Annotated in this window: 5 protein-coding genes; 1 reads left to right on the top strand and 4 read right to left on the bottom strand. The window is 63.0% G+C overall.

Translation table 11 applies throughout. From position 1 onward, the window contains the following. Positions 1–242: 242 nt before the first annotated feature. Positions 243–1,535 (top strand): glycine-betaine demethylase subunit GbcA, encoded by a 1,293-nt coding sequence (gene gbcA / locus APH34_RS26530; RefSeq protein WP_054903635.1) that lies wholly within the window; start codon positions 243–245, stop codon positions 1,533–1,535. A gap of 43 nt (positions 1,536–1,578) precedes the next feature. Here the strand turns inward: gbcA and APH34_RS29055 are convergent, their stop codons facing one another. The 4 genes from APH34_RS29055 to dgcB form a co-directional block, all read right to left on the bottom strand. Continuing rightward, entirely contained in the window at positions 1,579–2,415 is an 837-nt protein-coding gene (locus APH34_RS29055) for an RHS repeat-associated core domain-containing protein (protein WP_082422902.1), read from the bottom strand. A 488-nt stretch (positions 2,416–2,903) separates the two neighbouring features. Continuing rightward, on the bottom strand, positions 2,904–3,674 hold the full coding sequence (locus APH34_RS26535; RefSeq protein ID WP_054903636.1) for an electron transfer flavoprotein subunit beta: 771 nt from the start codon (positions 3,672–3,674) through the stop codon (positions 2,904–2,906). 10 nt (positions 3,675–3,684) lie between these two features. Beyond that, entirely contained in the window at positions 3,685–4,917 is a 1,233-nt protein-coding gene (locus APH34_RS26540) for an electron transfer flavoprotein subunit alpha/FixB family protein (protein ID WP_054903637.1), read from the bottom strand. Next, positions 4,917–6,869 carry a dimethylglycine demethylation protein DgcB gene (gene dgcB / locus APH34_RS26545; RefSeq protein ID WP_054903638.1) on the bottom strand — a complete coding sequence of 651 codons (1,953 nt, stop codon included), beginning with the start codon at positions 6,867–6,869 and terminating at the stop codon, positions 4,917–4,919. The genes APH34_RS26540 and dgcB overlap by 1 nt, the downstream gene beginning before the upstream one ends. Positions 6,870–6,882: the final 13 nt, after the last annotated feature.

Raw genomic sequence — 6,882 nt, forward strand, 5'->3', positions numbered from 1 at the left:
TTTATGGCTGCGATAATGCGCAAGCCTGCGCCCGTGTACATTCCTGCCTGCGACATCGGCGTGCTTATCGCGACCAGCCCCGTACTACAAGGGCTGGCGCGTCGTAATTCAAATCGGCCATGTCGCCCATGGATACGGTTCACGGCGCCTTCGGACGCACACTCCACGGCAAAAGAACCTGCGGCACCACAACAACGATTAGCCACCTTTTGCCGGCCGCACGCGGCCCCGAGGATTACACGATGGACGTCACCGCAACCCTGAGCCTGGGCGATCCACTGGAACCTGCACGCAAGGCCACCGCCGAGATGCTGCAGACCCGCGAGCGCACCTACTCGCTGCCCCAGCCGTTCTACACCGACGAGCGTCTGTTCCAGATCGACATGCAAGAGATTTTCCACAAGGAGTGGCTGATCGCCGGCATGACGTGCGAGATCCCGGCCAAGGGCAATTACATCACCCTGCAGATCGGCAAGAACCCGATCATCGTGGTGCGCGGTGCCGAAGGTAAGGTGCATGCCTTCCACAACGTCTGCCGCCACCGTGGTTCGCGTTTGTGCGTCAGCGAAAAGGGCAAGGTGGCCAAGCTGGTGTGCCCATACCACCAGTGGACCTACGAGCTGGACGGCCGCCTGCTGTTCGCCGGCACCGAAATGGGCGCCGATTTCGACATGAACCAGTACGGCCTGAAGCCTGTGAACGTCAAGGTCGCCGGTGGCTATATCTTCATCAGCCTGGCGCAGAACCCGCCGGCCATCGATGAGTTCCTGGCGACCCTGGACCACTACATGGAACCCTACGACATGGAGAACACCAAGGTGGCGGTGCAAACCACCTTGATGGAAAAGGCCAACTGGAAACTGGTGCTGGAAAACAACCGCGAGTGCTACCACTGCAACGGGTCGCACCCAGAGCTGCTGCAAACCCTGTTGGAATGGGACGACACCAACGACCCGCGTGCCAGCCAGGACTTCAAAGACCATGTGGCCGCCTCCGCCGCCGCCTGGGAAGCCGAGAAGATCCCGTATCTGCACAAGAGCCATGGCCTGCGTAACCGTATCGTGCGCATGCCGCTGCTCAAGGGCACGGTATCGATGACCATGGACGGCAAGCAGGCCTGCCAGAAGCTGATGGGCCGCATCCAGAACCCGGACCTGGGCTCGATGCGCATCCTGCACCTGCCGCACTCGTGGAACCACTGCATGGGCGACCACATGATCGTCTTCACCGTGTGGCCGATCAGCGCCCAGGAGACCATGGTCAGCACCAAGTGGTTGGTGCACAAGGATGCGGTCGAAGGCGTCGACTACGACCCGGAGCGCATGCGCAAGGTGTGGGACGCGACCAACGACCAGGACCGCCGACTGGCCGAAGAGAACCAGCGCGGGATCAACTCCACCGCCTATCAACCAGGGCCGTACTCGAAGACCTATGAGTTTGGTGTGGTGAACTTCATTGATTGGTACAGCCAGCGCGTGCTGGAAAATCTGGGGGCGGCGCCGGCGCCTTACCTGAAGGAAGTGCAGGTGCAGTAACTGGACACCCCTCCTGACACGGCTTTGTCCGGGTCAGGAGGGGTCATCCGGTCCGGATGCCATTCATTTCCAATGCAGGTACACGAGGTTGATACTGCCGATCACGCCATGCCGTTCTCGCTGCCCGATAGCTGGCTGCGACCCTGCTTCCGAGATCCTGCACCGCCCCCCACACATACGACGCACCTTCAGCCACCAACCTCGCACCGGTGACTTCAAAGGTTGTTTCCCAGGCGATCCTTCCCACCGATACCTCCGATGATCGCACTTGACGCCATACCGTTCGAGCCGCCTCGTAGTTCGAGATCAATCCCGAGACGGCACTGCCGGCCGCATTTGCCAGCCCCAATTGGCTACCTTGGCTGCTGAGCGTGTTCCCCACCCACCCCCCCTCTACGCCTCGAAAGGCTGTTGACGCCACCCCCGCTAAGCCTGAGTAGAAATAACCTACATTGGAAAGCCGAGTTCTCACGCCAGCGGTAGGAGCGCCACGAAGACGATTGACCACATCCCTGGATGTTCGCGCAACTGCTCCGAGCACGGTGACCGTACTACTGGCCATGCTGGCTCCACTGATCAGGTTGCTTAACCAGAACTGCCCGCTGAGGTCGACCCGGTTCACCGGGTTATCACCGCAGTAGGCATAGGGATTGATTCCGCCCTTACCAAAAGGGCTTAGTGAATCAGGCGAGAGAAATCTGTGGAGTACGGGGCTGTAGGCCCTACGCCCATTACCCAGGTGGTAAAGGCCTGTAACCGAATCATGGGGCTGGCCGCAAAATGCCAATCTCGTTCGCGAACTGTTTCGCGTAAATCCATAAGGTAGATAAGCACGCGGTGCGCAGCCCAGCCTATCAGTGTCCGACAGGAATGCACCCATTGATCTATCCACAGGAGGGGCAAGTGTGGACACCTTAGCGGTAAATGAACAAGAAGCCACCTGACAAAAATACTAGGTGGCTATTGATCATTAAATGTTCAACTCAGGCAAAGGCCCGTGTTTCTTGAGCTGTAGTGAACTTCGTACATGTTATCCACAGACCGGCCAACAGCGATTGTGGGCAAAACCAGGTACAGCCACGCCCATCGGTAGTTGATGACCCGAGTCAGAGCTGATTAATTTATGATCAAAACCCTGAAAGCCACGCTAGATAGGCCCTCCAGCCATGCACCAACACTTTATCCACACCTTGGCGAACAGATTCCGTGGGCAACAGGATGGACTTATGCACAGGCAGAATGTGCATGCAGCAGGGGGGTCATTGTGGGAGCGGGCTTGCCCCGCGAACACCGGCGCAGCCGGTGCCATGCACTGCGGCGCCTGTTTCGCGGGGCAAGCCCGCTCCCACACAGCGAGTGCGTAAGGCTTTAGCGCAGCACGCCCTCTTCCACCAGCAACTTGAGGATGGCCTCGGCGCCTTCCTGTGGAGACACATCCTTCAGCACCTTGCCGCCGCCACCACTGGCCTTGGCCGTGGCGGCCTTCATCCGGTCCGCACCGCTCTTGGCCTTGATCACTTTGAGCCGCTTGGGCCGTGGACGTGCAGGCTGCAACTCGGCTTCGGCCAGCAGATCATCCTCGACTATCGCCACATTGCGCGCCGCCAGCACACCCCGGCGCGCCGGCCCGAATGCGCTCTGGCGCGGTTTCGGCGCAGCGTTATCCACAGTCGCCAGCAACGGCAGGCGCACTTTCAACCGGCGCCGCTGACCACGCGGCAAGGCCTGCAATACCTGGGCGGTGCCGTTCTCGATCGACTCCACCTCGGCCAACCCCACGATCAACGGCCAGCCAAGTTTTTCGGCCAGCAGGAACGGCAACATGCCCGACCCTTCACCCGTCTCGGCCTGGCTGCCGGTCAGCACCAGCTGCGCCCCGGCATCGCGAAGGTAATCCCCCAACACGCCCAGCACATCAGCACCGGCGGGCTGCTCCAGCACATCCAGGTGATCCAGGCCCATGCCCAGGTAGGCGCGCAATGCTTCTTCCCGGGGGTCGCCGGCATGCACTACTTGCAAGTTATCCCCAGCCAGCTGCAAGCCCAGCTCCACCGCCCGCGCATCCTGCTCGGCGCGACGGGCGCGACCGGAGCTGGGGTGGGCACCGATGGAAACCAGGCTGATGACTTTCGTACTCATGCTCGTGCCCTTATGCCGCGTCGCGCTGGCCGCCACTGCGGAAGTTGTCCACAGCCTCGATCAGTGCCTGGAGAATCGCCGAACTGTCGCCAATCACCGACAGGTCAGCCCGTTTGATCATGTCGCAGCCTGGGTCCATGTTGATCGCCACTACCTTGTCGCAGGCGCCGATACCTTGCAGGTGCTGGATCGCGCCAGAGATACCCACAGCCACGTACACCCGCGCCGTGACCCAGGTACCGGTCGCGCCCACTTGGCGGTTACGTGGCATGAAGCCGTCGTCCACCGCTACCCGCGAGGCGCCTTCGGTAGCCCCCAGGGCCGCAGTGGCCTTGTGGTAAAGCGCCCAGTCCTTGACCCCATTGCCACCCGAGACGATGAACTCGGCCTCGGCCATGGCGATGGTCGCCGGGTCCACGGCCACCGAGCCGAGGTCCTCGATCCGCGACAGGCTGCGCGCAACGTCTGTGGACAACTCCACCGCCTGCGCTTCGTGCCGGGTTTCGCTGACCGGTTCCGCGCATTCCGCCGCGCCCAAAATCAAACGCGGTACACTACGCTGCAGGTCCTGCTGGCCGGCACCGGCCCGCCCAATGCATTGGCCATCCTTGACCTGCCAGACCCGCGTCGCCGGGCGCTCACCCAGCGCCGCGCCGAGGCGGCGGCCCAGTTCGCCGCCACCGGTGCGGCTATCGGGCAACAGCCAATGGCGCGGGGTGAACTGGTTATCCACAGCCCGCAGACCCTGCACCCGTTGCTCCGGTGCATAACCTTCGAACGCCTCGCCTTCGATGACCAGCAAGCGGTCGACACCGGCTGTGGAAAAGTTGCTTTCCTTGTGTTCGCCGAACACCACAGCCAACACCGCACCGTCGCTGCCGGCCAGGCTGTGGGCCAGGCCGAGCAGGTCGCGGTCGTGGCTGCTCAGGCGGCCACCGACCAGGTCCGGCACCACGGCGATGTAGAACGCTGGAGCAGGCACCTGGTGCAGCGGCAACTGCACCTGGGCCGCCGCGCTGCGCCGCCCGCCGACCCCGGTGCCCTGCTGGGCGCCGCTGCGGTCGATACGCTTGAGGCCATTGGGACCGATGAAGCCAGCAGCGATGGCATGCGGGTTCTTGCGGATGATGCCGTTGGGCCCCATCCAGCTCGTTTGTTGTGTCTGCATCGCTGCATGCAGCGGGTGCAGACGGTTACGGGCGATCCACTCGGCGCGTGGGTCGCGGCGGATGATGTCGCTCATCAGTGCACCTCCGCAGGTTCACGTTTAACCGTTGGCGACTTTGGGGCCGCGGGCGTTTCCTCTTCGATCAGCACATCGGCGACCAGCTCGGCGAGGTCCTTGATCTGTGGGCGCGGTTCGACCACACCTTCGAGCATCGCGGTGCACTGCGGGCAGCCCACAGCCACCAGTTCCGCCTCGGTCTCGCGGATGTCGTCCATGCGCATGTCGGGGATACGCTGCTTGCCCGGAATGTCGGTGATCGGCGCACCGCCGCCACCGCCGCAGCAACGCGACCGGAAGCCCGAGCGCTGCATCTCGCGCACCTCGATACCCAGCGCCCTGAGCACTTCGCGCGGGGCTTCGTACTCACCGTTGTAACGGCCCAGGTAGCACGGGTCGTGGTAGGTCACGCTGCCACCCTTGTGCTGGCCCAGGTTGAGCTTGTTGGCTGCAATCAGTTCAGCGATGTAGGTGCTGTGGTGCTGCACCTGGTAATCGCCGCCCAACGCACCGTACTCGTTCTTCAGCACATGGAAACTGTGGGGGTCGCAGGTGACGATGCGCTGGAACCTGTACTGCGCCAAGGTCTGGATGTTGCGCTTGGCCAGTTGCTGGAAGGTCGCCTCGTCACCCAGGCGACGGGCCACATCGCCGCTGTCGCGTTCCTCCAGCCCAAGCACGGCGAAATCAACGCCCGATGCTTTCAGCACTTTGACGAACGCCCGCAGGGTGCGCTGGTTGCGCATATCGAAGGCTCCATCGCCAACCCAGAACAGCACCTCGGTGGTTTTCACCTCCTTCAGCAGCTTCAGGTTGAGGTCCGCCGCCCAGTTCATGCGGCCACCGGGGTTGAAGCCGCCGGGGTTATCGGTGGCAATCAGGTTGTCCAGCACCTCCGCGCCCTTGTTCGGGGTCGCGCCTTTTTCCAGGGTCAGGTGGCGGCGCATGTCGACGATGGCATCGACATGCTCGATCATCATCGGGCATTCCTCGACGCAGGCGCGGCAGGTGGTGCACGACCACAGGGTTTCGGCATCGACCAGGCCATTGACGATCGGCTGGTGCGGGTTGCCACCGTGCTCGCCGATCGGCTTGCCCGGGTAGGGGCTGCCCGCGAACTGCGCATCGGTACCACCGGCCAGGCCGATGACCATGTCCTGGATAAGCTTTTTCGGGTTAAGCGGTTGTCCGGCGGCGAACGCCGGGCACATGGCTTCACATTTACCGCACTGCACGCAGGCGTCGAAGCCGAGCAACTGGTTCCAGGTGAAGTCCACCGGCTTTTCCACGCCCAGCGGTGCGTTCGGGTCTTCCAGGTCCAGCGGCTTGAGGCCGGTGGAGCGCCCGCCGCCGAAGCGTTCGGCACGGCGGTGCCAGGCCAGGTGCAGAGCGCCGGCGAAGGCGTGTTTCATCGGGCCGCCCCAGGTCATGCCGAAGAACAGCTCCGACACGCCCCACAGCACGCCCAGGCCAAGTACCGCGACCATCACCCAGCCACCCGTGTTGGCAGGCAGGATGCCGGCAACCGGCAAGGTGGCAATGAAGAAACTTGCCGCGAACACCAACAGGCTTTTCGGCAGGCGCATCCAAGGGCCTTTGGACAGGCGCGAAGGTGGGTTGAGCCGGCGTTTGAACACGAAGATGGCGCCGCTGAACATGATCACGGTGGCCACCAGCAAGGCGTAGCCGAGGATCTTGCTCTGCAGGCCGAAGCCATGCACCAGGATGGCCAGCACGGCCGACAGCACGAAGCCGCCTGCAGTGGCCACGTGGGTCTTGGACATGTACTTGTCGCGCTCGACCACATGGTGCAGGTCCACCAGGTAGCGCCGGGGCATGGCCAGCAGGCCGCCGATCAGGTCGACCTTCGATGGTCGGCCCCGCCGCCACATACGCACCCGGCGCAGGGCGCCGAGCACCGCCAGGCCAAGGGCAGCGAACAGCAGAATGGGTAGAAGGGTGTTCAACATGGGAGGCTCCCAC

Origin of the sequence: Pseudomonas sp. NBRC 111131, assembly GCF_001320525.1 — a bacterium.
GTDB classification, from domain to species: domain Bacteria; phylum Pseudomonadota; class Gammaproteobacteria; order Pseudomonadales; family Pseudomonadaceae; genus Aquipseudomonas; species Aquipseudomonas ceruminis.

Coding starts and splice junctions, on each gene's coding strand:
- APH34_RS26535 (WP_054903636.1), bottom strand. CDS start 3,674: ATGAGTACGAAAGTCATCAGCCTGGTTTCCATCGGTGCCCACCCCAGC.
- APH34_RS26540 (WP_054903637.1), bottom strand. CDS start 4,917: ATGAGCGACATCATCCGCCGCGACCCACGCGCCGAGTGGATCGCCCGT.
- dgcB (WP_054903638.1), bottom strand. CDS start 6,869: ATGTTGAACACCCTTCTACCCATTCTGCTGTTCGCTGCCCTTGGCCTG.
- APH34_RS29055 (WP_082422902.1), bottom strand. CDS start 2,415: ATGGGTGCATTCCTGTCGGACACTGATAGGCTGGGCTGCGCACCGCGT.
- gbcA (WP_054903635.1), top strand. CDS start 243: ATGGACGTCACCGCAACCCTGAGCCTGGGCGATCCACTGGAACCTGCA.